Here is a 15,610-nt window from a genome sequence, read left to right on the forward strand (position 1 = left end):
ATGAAATATATAAAAGTCACTGCGATCTTACTTTCAATAGGCTTTAGTTTAACGGCTTCTGCCGATATTGCTGTTATTGTGAATCCGGCTAATTCTAGTGAGCTTACCGACAGAGACATATCTCGGATTTTTTTAGGTAAAAATAAGAAATTTACTAACGGTGCTTCTGTCATGGCAGCCAATTTAAAAGATGAAAGTCCCGCTCGAGAAGAGTTTGAAAGCAAAGTGTTGCAAAAGACTAGCTACCAAGTTAAATCTTATTGGGCTAAGCTAATTTTCTCTGGTAAGGCGAAACCTTTAGCAGAATTTGATAATGATGCCGATGTGTTAAGTTTTGTTGCTGATAACCCTGATGCTATTGGCTATATCGATGCTGCTAATGTCAGTGATAAAGTTAAAGTGATTAAAACCTTTTAAGTAACTCTGTTATTATAAAACGAGTATCAACAGTGATTTTCAATTGACTGTTGGTACTCGTTTTTTTTTAATTCATTTATTTAATAGGTATTTCTTGTGTCATCTCTTGTTAACTCACTCAAGCAAATCTTTGGTTTTGATGCCTTTCGTGATGGACAGCAGCAAACGATTGAACAGCTCCTCAATAGCCAATCTTCTCTCGCTATATTTCCGACTGGCTCAGGTAAATCATTATGCTATCAATTAGCGGCTATAGAACTACCTCACTTAACTATTGTTGTTTCTCCCTTGCTGGCGCTAATGAAAGATCAATTAGCCTTTTTAGCGACGAAAAATATAGCAGCGGCAAGTATCGATTCAACATTAACCCCACAGCAAAATCAGCAAGTCATGGCGGATACGCGTTCAGGTAAAATAAAAATTCTTATGGTGTCGGTTGAGCGTTTTAAAAACGAGCGTTTTCGCCAATTTATTGAGTCAGTAAATGTATCTATGTTGGTTGTTGATGAGGCACATTGTATTTCTGAATGGGGGCATAACTTTCGACCCGATTATTTAAAACTCCCTAACTATCGCCAAGAACTCAACATTCCGCTGGTGCTTTTGTTGACCGCCACAGCGACCAAAAAAGTCAAGCAAGATATGGCCACTAAATTCGCTATCTTACCAGAGCACATCGTACAAACAGGCTTTTATCGTCAAAATTTAGATTTGTCGGTGTTAGCGGTTTCAACAAAAGATAAAAATCAACAATTGCTAACAAGTATCGCTGATCAAACCGGTTGTGGCATTGTATATGTGACTTTACAGCAAAGTGCTGAGTATGTGGCAAACTTTTTGACGCAACAAGGTTTGAATGCGCAACCTTATCACGCCGGATTTATAAGTGAAAAACGACAGAAAATTCAAGAAGATTTCATGTCGGGAAAAGTACAAATCATCGTGGCTACTATTGCTTTTGGCATGGGCATAGATAAAGCAGATATCCGCTTTGTTATTCATTATGACTTACCCAAGTCAATTGAAAATTACAGCCAGGAAATTGGCCGAGCAGGGCGTGATGGTTTAGCATCAAATTGCATTACCTTGGCAAATTTAGATGGGCTAAATACCGTTGAAAATTTTGTTTTTGGTGATACACCCGAACTGAGTGGTATTGAATGTGTTATAAAAAACATTCAACAAGAATGCCAAAATGATCGCTGGGAATTACAAGGTTTATCGCTGTCAAATGCCAGTAATATCCGCCAATTACCCATGAGAACCTTACTTGTTCAGTTAGAGCTGCAAGGTGTTATTAAACCACTATTTTCATATTTTGCCGATTTTAAATATAAATTCACCACCAATAAAGACGAGGTGTTAAATTTATTTGAAGGTGAGCGCAAAGATTTTCTTGCGACTATTTTTAAATACAGCGGTTTTAAAAAAGTATGGGGAGAGCCAGACTTTGATGCACTATTTCAGCATTATGGCTGTGACCGTGGCCGAGTGATTGTGGCTTTGGAATACCTTCAAGAGAAGCAACTGATCACCTTGGAAACAAAAAAAATCACTGAAGTTTTTAGTGTTAACAAAGCCTTGTTGTCAGCTAATATACTTGCTAAGTCACTACATGATTATTTTGTCGAAAAAGAAGAAAAAGAAATAAAACGTATTGCAACACTGGTGCGCTTCTTTGAATTATCCTCTTGCCTAAGTCGAAATTTATCCTTGTACTTTAATGATAAAAACACCCCTGAAAATTGTGGACATTGTTCAGTATGCCGTGGAAACGTTGCTAAGCTAAGTTACTTACAAGAAAGTATTCTGCCAGATGACACTGCGATAGTTGACATGCTAACGGCGCTTATTGAACATATGTCGACCAAGCACAAAGGTGTTTTATCTTTAGAAACGATGTGCCGATTTTTAACTGGATTAACCGTGCCGCTTTTTAGCCGTAATAAAATAAAACAGTTATCTGGTTTTGGCTGTTGTGAAAATATTCGCTATCAAGAAGTGCGTGAAAAAGTGATCAGTGTGATGAATATTTAGCGGCAAATAATTAATAAAAAAGCGAAATATAAGTACTTATATTTCGCTTTTTATTTTTCAAACTCAGTATATATGAGGATTAGTCGTGGTTGTGACCACAACCCCCTTCACCATGGACATGTCCATGTTTCAATTCATCTTCTGTGGCATCACGGACTTCTAAAATTTCTACATCAAACTTTAAATCAATGCCTGCCAAAGGGTGATTTCCGTCAACAGTTATTTCATCATCAGTGACATCTATAACAATAACTGTTTGCTCACCATCATCAGTCGTTGCACGTAATTGTGAACCAACCGCAAGATCTTCAACACTTTCGAACATACTTTTTGGTACGGTTTGTACAAACTCATCGTGGCGATCGCCATAAGCATTTTCAGCGCTAACTGCGACTTCGAATTTATCATCAACAACATGATCTGTTAAAGCATCTTCTAAGCCCGGAATGAGATAACCTGTACCGTGAATGATAGATAAAGGGCTGTGATCATAAGAGCTGTCGATGAGTGTGTCTTCGCTGTCGGATACGGCATAGTGTAAAACGACAACTTTGTTTTCTGAAATTTTCATGATATGTCCTAAATTTTAAATAAATGTAACTCGCGACTATTCCGCTAAGTTATAAGGCAATTCTACTAAGCTTAATGCTGAGTTTTCGTGGTTTTTAATCCGTAAGTTTGTGGTGCTATCGATATCGCTGGCTAAAACAGCCTGCAGATAATAAATGCCATCATCACTAATATAGCTCGCTAAGATGTCACCAGCTTTACGCCAGTTTGCACCTAACTGTTGCTCAATAATATCACCTGCTTGCAAGGTTATTAACTCATTATTTGCTGATTTACTCTTTAACGAAAATAAAGCGCGTTTGTTTTTTCCTAAATACTGCATTCGAGCAACAGTCTCTTGTCCTAAGTAACAGCCTTTAGTAAAGCTTATGCCGTGAATTGCTTGTAAATTCAACATTTGTGGCACATAAGAAGCAACTGTTTCTGGTGCTAGTAAAGGAAAACCTTCATTAATTTCGATTAAATTCCACAGCGCTTGAGAATAAGTGACTAAGGCAAAGTCATTAATAATTTTTTCAGCAGCCTTCGCCTCATCAATTATAAGATAACGTTTTAATTTTCCCGCGAGGTAGACAATAGTGGTACTACCGACTTGTAAAACCGGTGTTAAACTATTAGGTAATTCAACAAACTGTTGATGGAGTATTTCTGTTGCCTTTTTTCCTGCAACCGCATAAAAAGCTAAATCTGTGGCTTGTTCAATGGTTACTTTGGCAAATACGCCAAATTTCTTCAGTTCGGCTAATGATTGGCTAATACTGGTTTTAGGTTGTAAAAGTAAATGAATATTTTGACGATTTATCAATCTAAACACTGAAAAAACTTTACCTTTAGCGTCGCAATGACCACCCAATAATAAGTTATTATCTGTCAGTATATTTACATCGCAAGTCACTTGTCCTTGTAGGTATTTACTTTGTTCTGCTCCATGTACAGCAATTGCACCATATTCAGCTAAACTAATGATACAAGCATCAGGAAGGTTATCGTAACTAGGTAAAGTATTTTCAACAGAGATTGTCATAATTAAATTGGCATTTTTGTTTTATTGATAGGTTAAATAATGAGGACTTTCTTGTGAAATTCAAGGTGTATATGATATTCGTTAGTTTATTTTTCTAGATCTGATAAACAATATTGTAATGGCAAATGACTTTGTTAGAATAAGCCTAAATTTTATTTTACTGGGTGTTACATGTCTTTAACTGATAATAAACCGCGTTTAAGATGGGCTTGCCGTCGTGGAATGCTCGAATTAGATATACTTTTTATGCCTTTCGTTGAAGAGGCTTATGATTTGCTCTCAGAAAAAGAGAAGCTAGTTTTTGAACGTTTACTGGAAGAGCAAGATCCGGAATTATTTGCTTGGTTTATGGGGCATCAAGTTTGTGAAGACAAAGAACTCAACGCCATGGTGCAACTTATCCTTAAACGAGTTAAAGTTTAATATAGTTGTTGAGCATACGCATAATAAATTTAATTTTATGCGAATGTTCTATACTGAACCTAACAGTTTTACTCTTGATATAATGGGTGAATGCCAGTTTTCGGCTAAAGGTAAAAGACAGTTAAGCGCGTCTAGTCGTATTGGTTTTTGGGGGTGTTGGTTGGTCTTTGAAGATAATTTACCAGCACAAGTTACCTGGCTGAAAAATAATTTTTTAAAAAACTGTCTCGCGCAACTGAATTTACCCAGCTACTTTATTTTAAAAACGAGTTTGTCTGCTAAACATTATTCAAGGTTATGCCGTGTTATCGTCAAGTTAAATAACCCAACTTAGGGTGATTAAACCTTTGATAACTCAGCATAACACTTATTATTAAGGACGTAGAATAGTTGGGGTTGCTACCTGACTTAATTCAGGATAATCAAGCGTGTAGTGCAAACCACGGCTTTCTTTACGTTCCATCGCACATCTAATAATTAATTCAGCTACTTGTACTAAGTTTCTTAATTCTAGTAAATTATTACTGACTCGAAAATTTTGATAGTAATCTTCTATTTCTCTTTGCAACAATTCAACACGGTGCAGCGCTCTTTCTAAACGTTTTGTTGTTCTGACAATACCGACATAGTCCCACATAAATAATCGCAGTTCATGCCAGTTATGTTGTATAACAACTTCTTCATCAGAATTTGTAACGCGACTTTCATCCCAAGCGGGTAACGCAACAATACTCTGTTGACGGTCAATTTTTTGTTCTATGTCTAATGCCGCTGCGCGAGCAAACACTAGGCATTCTAATAACGAATTACTCGCCATACGATTAGCGCCATGTAAACCGGTATAAGCGACTTCGCCAATAGCATACAAGCTCTCGATATCTGTTTTACCTTGCTTATTAATCATGACACCACCACAAGTGTAATGGGCAGCAGGTACAACGGGCATAGGTTGTTTGGTAATATCGATGCCTAAAGATTGAGTTTTTTCATAGATATTAGGGAAGTGTTGCTTAATAAAATCAGCAGGTTTGTGGCTGATATCTAAATACATACAATCAGCGCCGAGGCGTTTCATTTCAAAATCAATAGCGCGGGCAACAATATCTCGAGGTGCAAGTTCGGCGCGTTCATCGAAGCTTGGCATAAATCGACTGCCGTCAGGGCGACGTAAAATAGCCCCTTCGCCGCGTAATGCTTCCGTTAACAAAAAATTTCCTGCATCAGGATGGAATAAACATGTCGGATGAAATTGGTTAAACTCCATATTAGCGACACGGCATCCTGCTCGCCACGCCATTGCTATACCATCACCGCTGGCAACATCAGGATTTGAAGTATATTGGTAGACCTTACTTGCACCACCCGTCGCTAAAATGGTTTTACGGGCAAATATACGTTCAACGCATTCGCTATTTCGGTTCCAGATGTAGGCGCCAATGCAGCGCTTTTGCTGGTTATTGGTATCGTTTGGTTGTTCACAGACTAAATCAACCGCATTGTAGCGTTCAAAGATTCGAATACGGGGATGATTTTTAACTTGGTCGACTAACGTGGTTTGAATGGCTTGACCTGTGGCGTCAGCAGAATGAAGAATTCTGCGATGGCTATGACCACCTTCACGGGTTAGATGGTAACGTAACTCACCTTTTTCATCTTCTTCTTGATCAAAGTCAACACCTTGGCCAATTAGCCATTCCAAACATGCTCGCGCATTTTCAGCGGTAAATTGCACTATTTCTTGGTCACACAAGCCTGCACCAGCAATTAAAGTGTCATTTACATGAGCAGCAACACTGTCATTCTCATCAAAAACAGCAGCGACACCCCCTTGGGCGTAAAAGGTTGAACCTTCATTAACCAAGGATTTGCTGAGTACAACGATATCGGCATTATTTGCTAAATGTAAAGCAAGCGTTAAACCCGCGGCACCGCTACCAATAATTAATACGTCACAGTTGTGTTGTTTGTTCATAAAGTTATGATTTTAATGTATTCTACATATAGCAGGAATCTTAACGGTTATTCACCTGTGGTAACAGATAAAATGGGCTGTATTTAGAAATAAACACGAAATTTGGATAGTTTTATGATTTATTTTAATTTTTTTCGAACTTTTTCAAACTAGTGTAGTCCTACTTGATGTGTTTACCATGAGCCAAATGTTGAACCGGATTTTAGAAGTAAGTAATAATTAGGAGTATTGGCTCAGATGAGCGAAATAAACGTTGACCAAAAATTGGTTGAACGAGTACAACGCGGAGATAAAAATGCTTTTAACCTTCTGGTGACAAAGTATCAGCATAAAGTAGCAAATTTAGTGTCGCGTTATGTAAAAAATCACAGTGATGTACCCGATATAGTTCAAGAAGCATTTATTAAGGCATACAGAGCTTTACCTAATTTTAGAGGGGATAGTGCTTTTTATACTTGGCTTTATCGTATAGCCGTTAATTGCGCAAAGAACCATATGGTGGCGAGTAATCGAAAACCACCGGGCTCTGATATAGAAGTAGAAGATGCTGAAATTTATGATTCAGGTGAAGCTTTGCGAGAAAATGCTTCTCCTGAAAAGTTATTATTAACCAATGAAATCAAAAAAGTTATTTTTGATACCATTGAACAACTACCCAATGATTTGCGAACGGCAATTAACCTTCGAGAGTTAGAAGGGTTAAGTTACGAAGAAATAGCACATATTATGGATTGTCCTGTTGGGACTGTCCGTTCGAGAATATTTAGAGCTCGAGACGCGGTAGATAAAAAAATTAGGCCATTATTACAAAACTAGCTATTAAGAGTAGATTTTTGGTATAGAAGATAAAATTAATTTAATTCACACGAATGTAAGTGTTAATTTTTAAGGTGTATATATGAGTGAAGGTAAGTTTGAAACAGTGTCATCTTGTGTTGATAATTTTCAACATAATGATAAAACGTTTGATGATATTATCAACGATGAACATTTGTCGACTACTTGGGATCGTTATCATTTAATTGGAGATGTTTTACGTAATGACACTCCTGATGTTTTACAACTTGATTTATCTGCTGAAATAGCAAAAGCGATTGCCGCTGAGCCGACCGTTTTGGCACCGAAAACGACTAATGTTTTCATGCTTAAGTTAAAAAATAAAGTGGTCGAGTTTGCTAAACCCTTTGGCCAATTAGCGATTGCTGCTTCAGCCGCAGGTTTAATGGTTTTAGGTGTACAAAGTAATGTTGCACAAAATAATGAAACTATTTTACCTAGCCAAATAGTAAAAACTATTCCTATGGCAGGTTTCGCTGAACCGGTAAGCTTGAACTTTCAAGAACCAGACAGAGCTTCACAAAAGCAAGCTTTTATTGATCAACAACGTCGTTTTCATGCTTTGCTGTCTGATCACCAACAACAAATTAAATTAGGTTCACTGACGGTTGATACCACAAATACAGACAATGAAAGTGAAACAACTAGCATTGACAACAAAAAGGCAAATAAAAGTAATTAATGAAATTCTTAAGTTATGTTTTACTGCTGTTAAGCATCAGCTTTTCCGCGGTTGGTGAAGAAAGTGAGTCAGCAAAAGTTTGGCTCGAACGTTTATCTAGCGCATTAAATAAACTTAATTTTAGTACGTCTTTTGTTGTTGTAAAAAATAATCAAGCTCAGCCATATCACTGGTTTCATGGTGTCGATGAAAGTGGTAAAGAACTTGAGATACTTTCTTTACTCAATGGACCGCGTCGCGATATTTTGCGCAAAGGCAACGTAGTTAGCTATATCGAACCTGAACTGCCTCCTTATTCAGTAACTTCTCAACAAATTAGTGGTCCTATTCCTGCTATTTTAGCGGGAGATATTTCTCGATTAGAAAATATTTATGATTTTATTTCTGTTGGCCGAAGTCGTGTATTAGGCCGACCTGCACAATTGATCAGAATAGAAGCAAAAAATACCCACCGTTATGCCTATTGGCTTTGGTTAGACCAACAATCAAGTATGCTATTAAAGTTGTCTATTGTGACGAAACAAGGCCAACAATTAGAACAGATTCAGTTTACGCATCTTGAAATCACAGAAAAACCTTCAGAAAGTGTCTTACAGTTAAATGAGACTGAACTTCCTGTGCTAGTTGATATTCCTGAAGAATACCAACAGCAAGAACTGCAATGGGATGTTAACTGGTTGCCAGAGGGCTTTACGCAAATTAACGCTAATCGACATAAAATATCACTAACAAAACAACCGGTCGAATTTATGCTGTTGAGTGATGGCTTAGTCGATATTTCAATTTATGTTAATGGTAGTCAAGAAAAACAACGCAATGCGGACTTTGTTATGGATGGAGCTACTTTGGTGTTAAACCAAGTGAGTGATGGTATTGAAGTGAGCATTGTCGGAAAAATACCGTTTAAAACAGCGAAAGCTATTGCCGACGCTATCACGATAAAGCCACCTCAAAAACCATGATTGAAGAAAACGCTACGGTTGTTGCCATAGAATTAACGGCGGATAAAAATGCCGGTCTAACCGCTATGCATAAAGTGACCGTGGAAAGCCAAATCAAATCAAGCTGCAGTGGCTGTAAACAGGTTGATAACTGTGGCAGTGGTCAAGTGGCTAAAGCTTTTCCACAAGCCAAACTTAGCTTAGAATTAGAAACTGAATTAGCGGTAAAAGTTGGTGACACTGTGGTCTTGGGTTTATCAGACAAGCATTTATTATTAACCGCTTGGCAAGTTTATCTATGGCCATTGTTGGGGCTAGTCATCGCGTCAGTATTTGGCCAATGGTTGGTTGAAAATAGCATATTTAGCCACGAGTTATTTGCGATAGCGTTAGGTGTATTGGGCGGATACATAGGTTTTTCGCTCGCGAGGCACCAACAAAAACGTGGTAAATATTGTAATTTGTTAATCCCAAAAATTCTCCGTATACATAACTCGATGATCAATATTGTCGAAATTACCGATTAAAATTTTTGCGACTGACTCTGTGTCCAGTACAAGCCTTTAAAGTAGACGCTTCTGCGTAATAGATATGAGCCATTAAAGAACTATTATGTGCTACTAATGCCTAGTAATTTACCTATTTTAGACTTGCTTAAACCTCTATCTCGAAGTAGAACGGCTATATACACAAGTTAACACAACATAAAGATAGCCCCAGCGCGCTAAATTCGCTAAAATCTCACCCTATTGAATTAACCACAGCATTATTTGAACTTCCATTTATGAAAAATATACGTAACTTTTCAATTATCGCCCATATCGATCATGGTAAATCTACACTTTCTGATCGCTTGATCCAACATTGTGGTGGCTTACAAGAACGTGAAATGGAAGCACAAGTCCTAGATTCTATGGACATTGAGCGCGAGCGCGGCATCACGATCAAAGCGCAAAGTGTTACGCTTGATTACCTAGCCAAAGATGGTGAGACGTATCAGCTTAACTTTATCGATACGCCAGGTCATGTTGATTTTTCTTATGAAGTTTCGCGTTCACTTGCTTCTTGTGAAGGTGCCTTGCTTGTTGTGGATGCCGGACAAGGGGTTGAAGCACAAACCGTTGCTAACTGTTATACCGCCCTTGAAATGGATCTAGAAGTTATCCCAATTTTAAATAAAATTGATTTACCTCAAGCCGATCCGGATCGCGTCAGCGAAGAAATTGAAGATATCATTGGTATTGATGCGACAGGCGCAGTGCAGTGTTCTGCAAAAACTGGCTTAGGTATCGAAGATGTTTTAGAAACTATCGTTGCCAATATCCCGGCACCAACTGGCGATCCTACGGGTAACTTACAAGCCTTGATCATTGATTCTTGGTTTGATAATTACCAAGGCGTTGTTTCATTAGTGCGTGTGATGAATGGCGAAGTGAAAAAAGGCGATAAAATGGTGGTCATGTCGACAGGACAAGTTCACCAAATTGATAAAGTCGGAATATTCACACCAAAACAAAAAGAAACGGGTATTTTAAGAACCGGTGAAGTTGGTTTTATTATTGCTGGTATTAAAGAAATACATGGCGCGCCAGTGGGCGACACTATTACCATTCATAAAAAAGAAGCTGCAAAAGCGCTTGCCGGTTTCAAAAAAGTTCAACCGCAAGTTTATGCTGGGATTTTCCCAATAAGTTCTGATGACTACGAAAATTTCCGTGATGCGTTGAACAAATTAAGCTTAAACGATGCTTCTTTGTTTTTTGAGCCAGAAAACTCATCTGCGCTTGGCTTTGGCTTTCGTATTGGTTTCCTTGGTATGTTGCATATGGAGATTGTTCAAGAGCGTTTAGCACGTGAATATGACCTTGACCTTATTACAACAGCTCCTACGGTTAACTATGAAATTGCTTGTACCAACGGTGACGTTATATCTATTGATAACCCTGGCGATTTACCGGCTATCAACAGTATTGACGAAATTCGTGAACCTATCGTTGAAGCCAATATCTTAGTACCCCAAGAACACTTAGGTAATGTTATTACTTTATGTATTGAAAAACGTGGTGTGCAAAAAGATATTATTTATCACGGAAAACAAGTAGCGGTAAGATATGAGCTACCTATGGCTGAAGTGGTCATGGACTTTTTTGATAAGTTAAAGTCAACGAGTCGTGGTTATGCTTCACTAGATTATAACTTTATCCGCTTCGAAGCTGCCGACATGGTGCGCGTTGATGTGATGATTAATGGCGATCGCGTTGATGCTTTAGCAATGATCACCCACAGAGGTAACTCGGTTGCACGTGGCCGTATGCTCGTCGATAAATTAAAAGAACTTATTCATCGTCAAATGTTTGATATTGCGATTCAAGCGGCGATTGGTAATAACGTTATTGCCCGTACTACCGTTAAACAACTACGAAAAAATGTTACGGCAAAATGTTATGGTGGTGATATTTCTCGTAAGAAAAAACTACTGCAAAAACAAAAAGATGGTAAAAAACGTATGAAGCAAGTTGGTAACGTTGAAGTACCGCAAGAAGCGTTTTTAGCTGTACTTAAATTAGAAAGTTAGTAGGGAAGTTATGGCTGTTTATTTTTCAATATTTCTCGTTATTATTACTAGTATCACTGGCATTGTTTGGTTAGCTGATAAGTTTTATTTAGCGCCGCAACGTAAATTAAAATTAGCTGACGCTCAAGCCCAATGTCAAGAAGTATTGCCAGCTGAGGTTATCGCTAAATTAGCAGAGCCTTCAGCAATTGTTGATACGTCGGTACAAATATTTCCGGTTATCGCTTTTGTTTTGATTTTACGTTCTTTTTTATGGGAACCGTTTCAAATACCTTCGGGCTCTATGATGCCGACATTACTTGATGGAGATTTTATTTTAGTCAATAAATTTGTTTATGGATTACGCGATCCAGTTGCACGTAATAAATTTATTGAGATCGGGCTACCAGAACGTGGCGATGTGGTGGTATTTAAATATCCACAAGACCCAAAGATTGATTATATTAAGCGTGTTATTGGTTTGCCTGGCGATAGAATTATTTATCGTAACAAATCCATATATATCAAGCCTGCTTGTCAAGAAAGTGACGTTAAATGTCCAGACTTTGAGCAAGTAATCAACACCTTTAAAAAAGAAGATGAGTCACCTGACGGTTCATATGGCCTGAGTCGTTACACAGCTGATATGCCAAACAAGACACATGATATTTTAATGGATAATCAAATACTGCCACGCACGCAGCATTTTTATCAACAGAAAAATACCCAACGCGATGAGTTCTTTGTACCTGAAGGTCATTATTATGTGATGGGTGATAACCGTGACAATAGTCTTGATGGACGCTTTTGGGGATTCGTACCCGAAGAAAATCTTGTTGGCGAAGCCGTAGCAATTTGGATGAGTTTTGATTTTGATCGTGACGAAGATAGTTTTTTACCAAAGTGGATACCGACTAATGTCAGGTTTTCACGTTTGGGTGGAATAAACTAATCGTGAAAAGCTCAGCAGTCGCACTAACTAGACTCAGTAAAAAGTTAGGATACACCTTTAATGATAATGACTTATTGCTTCAAGCATTAACACACCGAAGTGCTAAAGGAACTCATAACGAACGTTTAGAGTTTCTTGGCGACTCCATTCTTGGTTTTGTCATTGCTGAAGTACTTTATCAGCAATTTCCTTCTCATGACGAAGGAGATTTAACACGCATGCGTTCGAGCCTTGTGCGAGGTGTTACCTTAGCTGAAATTGGCCGAGGCTTTAATTTAGGCGATTACTTAATTTTAGGCCCAGGTGAATTAAAAAGTGGGGGACATCGTCGAGATTCAATTTTAGAAGATGCCGTTGAAGCGATTATCGGTGCTGTTTATTTAGATTCAGATAACGACACGACTAAAGCATTAGTGCTTAGCTGGTTTGCTGAACGACTAGACATTATTAAACCCGGTAACGAACAAAAAGATCCTAAAACACGTTTACAAGAATATTTACAAGCACGTAAAATTGCTTTACCACTTTATGAAGTCATTCACACCAGTGGTCAGTCTCATAATCAACAGTTTACTGTGCGATGTACAACCAAGGTGATAAACACCGAAGTGGTCACTAAAGGCACTAGCCGTCGTAAAGCCGAACAAGCCGCAGCGCAACAAGTACTCGCGCTCATTTTTGATAAAAAATAACTCAGCGAAATATTATCATGACAAGTGAAAATAAACATTGTGGCTTAATTGCTATTGTCGGTCGTCCTAATGTTGGTAAATCAACATTGCTTAACAGCTTGTTAGGTCAAAAAATTAGTATCACCTCACGCAAGCCACAAACGACACGCCATCGTATTTTAGGAATTTTAACAGAAGAAAATAAACAAGCGGTATTAGTTGATACTCCTGGTTTGCATTCTGATGAGAAACGCGCGATTAATCGCTTAATGAATCGTGCTGCAAGTAGTTCAATAGCAGAAGTTGAATTAGTGGTTTTCTTGGTTGAAGGAACACATTGGACAACTGATGATGAACTTGTGCTTAGCAAGATAAAAAAATCTGGCGCACGTTGTATCTTAGTGATTAATAAAATCGATAATGTCCAAGATAAGGAATCATTATTACCTCACTTGCAGAAATTAGGCGAGAAGCACAACTTTAGTGATATCGTACCTATCTCTGCAGCGAAAGGCGATAACGTTGATACCATTCGTCAACTTTGTCTTAGTTCACTGCCTGAAGGTGATTTCTGGTTCCCAGATGATTATGTTACTGACCGTTCAAGTCGTTTTATGGCTTCTGAAATTATTCGTGAAAAACTTATTCGTTTCACCGGTGATGAATTGCCTTATTCAACAACGGTTGAAGTTGAACAATTTAAAATGGACGAAAAGGGTATCATCCATATTAATGCGCTAATTTTAGTTGAACGAAAAAGTCAAAAGCGTATGGTTATAGGTAATGGTGGAGAGCGACTTAAAACAATTGGTCAAGAAGCTCGTCGTGATATGGAAGCGCTTTTTGAACAGAAAGTGTTTCTTGAAACTTGGGTGAAAGTGAAATCTGGCTGGGCTGATGATGAACGTGCACTGCGTAGTTTAGGCTATGGGGATGAATATTCAGGTTAGACTTCGAACCGTCTACTGGACTAAAAATAATGGAAGAATTTGAGCAAAGTGCTTTTTTATTGCATTCACGACCCTATCGTGAAAATCAAATATTGCTTGAATTCTTAACCGCTCAACAAGGAAAAGTGTCTGCTATTTCTTATTTAGGTAAGTCCTTAAAATCTAATAAAAAAGCTTTATTACAACCTTTCTCTCCACTAAAAATTGTTTTGAAAGGTCAAGGCAGCCTCAAGTATTTACAACGTGTCGAACCCGAAAGAAAATCCTACCAGCTCAGTGGTAATTACCTCTACAGTGGCTTTTACCTTAATGAGTTACAAGTGCGTCTACTGGGTGAACATATCCCTTATGACGAACTTTTTTGTCAATATCAACAAAGCATTGAACAATTATCGGAACAACGTTCAATTGAATTTATATTGAGAAATTTTGAAAATAGATTACTAGAAGAATTAGGGTTAACTATTGATTATTCGCCGATATTTTCAGAAAATAATAATCGTTATCATTATTTCCCTGAACAAGGTTTTGTCCCGATAATAAGCAAGCAGGTACAGACTGGTTATAATGCTGAGCATTTAAAAGCGATAGCCGAAGAAGATTTATCATCTAAAGACGTAATGCAAACGTATAAAGTGCTGATGCGGCAAATTATTAATCATTTACTTGATGGTAAACCACTAAATAGCCGGAAATTATTTACAAAAAATTCATAAATTTAAGAGATATAAAAATGAGCGAACTATTATTAGGCGTTAATGTTGACCATATTGCTACCTTACGAGAAGCAAGGGGCACAAATTATCCTGATCCAGTCTATGCTGCATCAGTAGCAGAGCACGCTGGAGCCGATGGCATTACCGTCCATTTACGTGAAGACCGCCGTCATATTCAAGACCGTGATATCTATGTACTAAAGCAAACATTGCATACCCGAATGAATTTTGAAATGGCGGTTACTGATGAAATGTTGGCCATAGCCTGTGAGGTTAAACCGGTATTTTGTTGTCTAGTCCCTGAAAAACGTGAAGAATTGACGACTGAAGGCGGCTTAGACGTTGTTGGTAATTTTGATAAAATTAGCCGTGCAGTTTCACAACTAACTGCAGCAGGTATAGAAACAAGTTTATTTATTGATGCTGATAAAAGCCAAATTGATGCTGCTATTGCAAGTAAAGCTCCTTATATTGAAATTCATACCGGCCATTACGCTGATGCAAAAAATGAACAAGATCAAAAAATTGAATTGATCCGTTTAATTGAAGGCATTAAATATGCGCATGCCAATGGTTTGAAAGTTAATGCTGGGCACGGCTTAAATTACTTTAATGTTAAACCTATTGCGGCAATTGAAGAGATAATCGAACTCAACATTGGTCATGCTATTATTGCTCGAGCGGTGATTGACGGATTAGACAAGGCTATTCGCGATATGAAACAGCTAATGAGAGAAGCGCGTAGTTAACTTTTAGAGCACAGCGCTTAGACCCTACCCGGCAGAGCTAATAAAGTTCTGCCTTATTTAACGAAGTGAAGCTAAATTAAATGTTAAGACAACATTTATCTAGCGCTTAAAAAAG

17 protein-coding genes are annotated in these 15,610 nt (G+C 37.9%); 14 read left to right on the plus strand and 3 right to left on the minus strand.

The features are described from left to right. The gene (locus H4J62_RS00060; protein ID WP_259364804.1) at nt 1–417 is read left to right on the plus strand and encodes a phosphate ABC transporter substrate-binding protein; all 417 of its coding nucleotides are present in this window, start codon (nt 1–3) and stop codon (nt 415–417) included. A gap of 96 nt (nt 418–513) precedes the next feature. Next, nucleotides 514–2,454: an ATP-dependent DNA helicase RecQ gene (locus tag H4J62_RS00065; RefSeq protein WP_182213360.1), complete on the plus strand. Its 1,941-nt coding sequence runs from the start codon at nt 514–516 to the stop codon at nt 2,452–2,454. 79 nt (nt 2,455–2,533) lie between these two features. Here H4J62_RS00065 and H4J62_RS00070 read toward each other — a convergent pair whose 3' ends face one another. Then, nucleotides 2,534–3,025: a peptidylprolyl isomerase gene (locus H4J62_RS00070; RefSeq protein WP_070374747.1), complete on the minus strand. Its 492-nt coding sequence runs from the start codon at nt 3,023–3,025 to the stop codon at nt 2,534–2,536. A gap of 36 nt (nt 3,026–3,061) precedes the next feature. Next, a complete protein-coding gene (gene ygfZ / locus H4J62_RS00075) occupies nt 3,062–4,048 on the minus strand; it encodes a tRNA-modifying protein YgfZ (RefSeq protein WP_182213361.1) in 987 nt (328 codons plus the stop codon). Nucleotides 4,049–4,219: 171 nt separating this feature from the next. Here ygfZ and H4J62_RS00080 point away from each other — a divergent pair, with 171 nt between their 5' ends. Both H4J62_RS00080 and H4J62_RS00085 read left to right on the plus strand, forming a co-directional pair. Beyond that, nucleotides 4,220–4,471, plus strand: a complete 252-nt coding sequence (locus tag H4J62_RS00080) for a succinate dehydrogenase assembly factor 2 (RefSeq protein WP_070374745.1) — start codon at nt 4,220–4,222, stop codon at nt 4,469–4,471. Between the two features lie 37 nt (nt 4,472–4,508). After that, nucleotides 4,509–4,805, plus strand: coding sequence for a hypothetical protein (locus tag H4J62_RS00085; RefSeq protein ID WP_182213363.1), 297 nt, complete (start codon nt 4,509–4,511; stop codon nt 4,803–4,805). Between the two features lie 39 nt (nt 4,806–4,844). Here H4J62_RS00085 and nadB read toward each other — a convergent pair whose 3' ends face one another. After that, nucleotides 4,845–6,443, minus strand: coding sequence for an L-aspartate oxidase (gene nadB, locus H4J62_RS00090; RefSeq protein WP_182213364.1), 1,599 nt, complete (start codon nt 6,441–6,443; stop codon nt 4,845–4,847). Nucleotides 6,444–6,680: 237 nt separating this feature from the next. Between nadB and rpoE the strand changes: the two genes are divergently transcribed. From rpoE to pdxJ, 10 genes are all read left to right on the plus strand, one after another. Then, a complete protein-coding gene (gene rpoE / locus H4J62_RS00095; protein WP_182213366.1) occupies nt 6,681–7,259 on the plus strand; it encodes an RNA polymerase sigma factor RpoE in 579 nt (192 codons plus the stop codon). Between the two features lie 82 nt (nt 7,260–7,341). Further along, a complete protein-coding gene (locus H4J62_RS00100) occupies nt 7,342–7,962 on the plus strand; it encodes a sigma-E factor negative regulatory protein (protein WP_182213368.1) in 621 nt (206 codons plus the stop codon). Then, nucleotides 7,962–8,924 carry a MucB/RseB C-terminal domain-containing protein gene (locus H4J62_RS00105; RefSeq protein ID WP_182213370.1) on the plus strand — a complete coding sequence of 321 codons (963 nt, stop codon included), beginning with the start codon at nt 7,962–7,964 and terminating at the stop codon, nt 8,922–8,924. The genes H4J62_RS00100 and H4J62_RS00105 overlap by 1 nt, the downstream gene beginning before the upstream one ends. Then, nucleotides 8,921–9,430: a SoxR reducing system RseC family protein gene (locus H4J62_RS00110; protein ID WP_182213372.1), complete on the plus strand. Its 510-nt coding sequence runs from the start codon at nt 8,921–8,923 to the stop codon at nt 9,428–9,430. Before H4J62_RS00105 ends, H4J62_RS00110 begins: the two co-directional genes overlap by 4 nt. A gap of 257 nt (nt 9,431–9,687) precedes the next feature. Continuing rightward, nucleotides 9,688–11,478: a translation elongation factor 4 gene (gene lepA, locus H4J62_RS00115; RefSeq protein ID WP_182213373.1), complete on the plus strand. Its 1,791-nt coding sequence runs from the start codon at nt 9,688–9,690 to the stop codon at nt 11,476–11,478. A gap of 10 nt (nt 11,479–11,488) precedes the next feature. Next, nucleotides 11,489–12,409 carry a signal peptidase I gene (gene lepB / locus H4J62_RS00120; RefSeq protein WP_182213375.1) on the plus strand — a complete coding sequence of 307 codons (921 nt, stop codon included), beginning with the start codon at nt 11,489–11,491 and terminating at the stop codon, nt 12,407–12,409. Nucleotides 12,410–12,411: 2 nt separating this feature from the next. Next, the gene (gene rnc, locus H4J62_RS00125) at nt 12,412–13,101 is read left to right on the plus strand and encodes a ribonuclease III (RefSeq protein ID WP_182213377.1); all 690 of its coding nucleotides are present in this window, start codon (nt 12,412–12,414) and stop codon (nt 13,099–13,101) included. A gap of 17 nt (nt 13,102–13,118) precedes the next feature. Further along, nucleotides 13,119–14,030, plus strand: coding sequence for a GTPase Era (gene era, locus H4J62_RS00130; RefSeq protein ID WP_070374735.1), 912 nt, complete (start codon nt 13,119–13,121; stop codon nt 14,028–14,030). A 29-nt stretch (nt 14,031–14,059) separates the two neighbouring features. Beyond that, the gene (gene recO, locus H4J62_RS00135) at nt 14,060–14,746 is read left to right on the plus strand and encodes a DNA repair protein RecO (RefSeq protein ID WP_182213379.1); all 687 of its coding nucleotides are present in this window, start codon (nt 14,060–14,062) and stop codon (nt 14,744–14,746) included. A 17-nt stretch (nt 14,747–14,763) separates the two neighbouring features. Then, nucleotides 14,764–15,495 (plus strand): pyridoxine 5'-phosphate synthase, encoded by a 732-nt coding sequence (gene pdxJ, locus H4J62_RS00140; RefSeq protein WP_182213381.1) that lies wholly within the window; start codon nt 14,764–14,766, stop codon nt 15,493–15,495. The last annotated feature ends 115 nt before the right edge of the window (nt 15,496–15,610 follow it).

The organism is Colwellia sp. BRX8-5, assembly GCF_014077325.1.
Lineage (GTDB): Bacteria > Pseudomonadota > Gammaproteobacteria > Enterobacterales > Alteromonadaceae > Colwellia_A.

Coding starts and splice junctions, on each gene's coding strand:
- H4J62_RS00060 (WP_259364804.1), top strand. CDS start 1: ATGAAATATATAAAAGTCACTGCGATCTTACTTTCAATAGGCTTTAGT.
- H4J62_RS00070 (WP_070374747.1), bottom strand. CDS start 3,025: ATGAAAATTTCAGAAAACAAAGTTGTCGTTTTACACTATGCCGTATCC.
- ygfZ (WP_182213361.1), bottom strand. CDS start 4,048: ATGACAATCTCTGTTGAAAATACTTTACCTAGTTACGATAACCTTCCT.
- H4J62_RS00080 (WP_070374745.1), top strand. CDS start 4,220: ATGTCTTTAACTGATAATAAACCGCGTTTAAGATGGGCTTGCCGTCGT.
- H4J62_RS00085 (WP_182213363.1), top strand. CDS start 4,509: ATGCGAATGTTCTATACTGAACCTAACAGTTTTACTCTTGATATAATG.
- nadB (WP_182213364.1), bottom strand. CDS start 6,443: ATGAACAAACAACACAACTGTGACGTATTAATTATTGGTAGCGGTGCC.
- rpoE (WP_182213366.1), top strand. CDS start 6,681: ATGAGCGAAATAAACGTTGACCAAAAATTGGTTGAACGAGTACAACGC.
- H4J62_RS00100 (WP_182213368.1), top strand. CDS start 7,342: ATGAGTGAAGGTAAGTTTGAAACAGTGTCATCTTGTGTTGATAATTTT.
- H4J62_RS00105 (WP_182213370.1), top strand. CDS start 7,962: ATGAAATTCTTAAGTTATGTTTTACTGCTGTTAAGCATCAGCTTTTCC.
- H4J62_RS00110 (WP_182213372.1), top strand. CDS start 8,921: ATGATTGAAGAAAACGCTACGGTTGTTGCCATAGAATTAACGGCGGAT.
- lepA (WP_182213373.1), top strand. CDS start 9,688: ATGAAAAATATACGTAACTTTTCAATTATCGCCCATATCGATCATGGT.
- lepB (WP_182213375.1), top strand. CDS start 11,489: ATGGCTGTTTATTTTTCAATATTTCTCGTTATTATTACTAGTATCACT.
- era (WP_070374735.1), top strand. CDS start 13,119: ATGACAAGTGAAAATAAACATTGTGGCTTAATTGCTATTGTCGGTCGT.
- recO (WP_182213379.1), top strand. CDS start 14,060: ATGGAAGAATTTGAGCAAAGTGCTTTTTTATTGCATTCACGACCCTAT.
- pdxJ (WP_182213381.1), top strand. CDS start 14,764: ATGAGCGAACTATTATTAGGCGTTAATGTTGACCATATTGCTACCTTA.